This is a genomic window from Oleiphilus sp. HI0132, assembly GCF_001635845.1.
Genome location: NZ_LWGJ01000478.1, coordinates 1 through 900, shown reverse-complemented (window position 1 = coordinate 900; position 900 = coordinate 1). Strand labels below are relative to the sequence as shown.

Genomic DNA, 900 nt, shown 5'->3' with positions numbered 1-900 from the left:
CCTAGGCGCTGATGCCGTTCTGATTGGACGTTTGCAAGTCTATGCCTTAAGCATTGCCGGTGCCTTAGGTGTCGCTCACCTGATCAAGCTACTCAAAGAGGAGCTTGAATACACCATGGCGATGACGGGCTGTCGTACAATCCAAGAAATTCGTCATGCAAACCTTAGAAAGCTGGGGACTCCTTTATGCTAATCGTCATACCCAAAGTGTTATCAAGCGAAGAAGTGAAGCAATTCCGAAGTGCCCTGGATAAATCCTCGTGGCGTGATGGCAGCCAAACCGCCGGTGGCATCGCTATTCACGTCAAACACAATCGTCAACTCGATGACCTGGGCGACACCGCTCAACAACTGGGCCGTGAAATTCTGCGCAAGATATCTCAACATCCTGTTTTTATCTCTGCGGCACTGCCTGACAAAATCTTCCCGCCAAAATTTAATTGCTACGGAGAAGGCGAAACCTACGGCAATCATATCGATGGTTCCCTGATGCAAATACCGGGCACCGCTCAAACAATGCGCACCGATGTTTCATCCACTTTATTTCTGAATTCGCCAGAAGAATATGAAGGTGGCGAGCTCCAAATTCATACTCAGTACGGCATACAAAGTGTCAAATTAGAAGCGGGGGATATGGTGCTCTACCCTTCCACCAGTTTGCATCAGGTTAGCCCCGTCACAAGAGGGCAACGCCTAGCATCGTTCTTCTGGACGCAAAGCATGGTGCGTGAAGATAGCCAAAGACAAACGCTTTATGAACTCGACCAAAGCATTCAAAACCTAAGCGCGGAACTTGGCTCTGACCATAATCAAGTCACGACCTTAAGCGGCCTTTATCACAACCTAATTCGTCGCTGGGCATCCCCATCATAAGCAAGCCTTATTCAATACCATCGCACC

The 900-nt window shown here is 48.8% G+C and carries 2 protein-coding genes; both read left to right on the top strand.

The genetic code is table 11. The features are described 5' to 3' along the window. Window positions 1-193, top strand: a 193-nt coding sequence (locus tag A3766_RS05840; RefSeq protein WP_197479359.1) for an alpha-hydroxy-acid oxidizing protein, incomplete at its 5' end; no start/stop codon positions are given. Further along, window positions 187-873, top strand: coding sequence for a Fe2+-dependent dioxygenase (locus A3766_RS05835; RefSeq protein WP_068513317.1), 687 nt, complete (start codon window positions 187-189; stop codon window positions 871-873). The genes A3766_RS05840 and A3766_RS05835, both read left to right, overlap by 7 nt. Window positions 874-900: the final 27 nt, after the last annotated feature.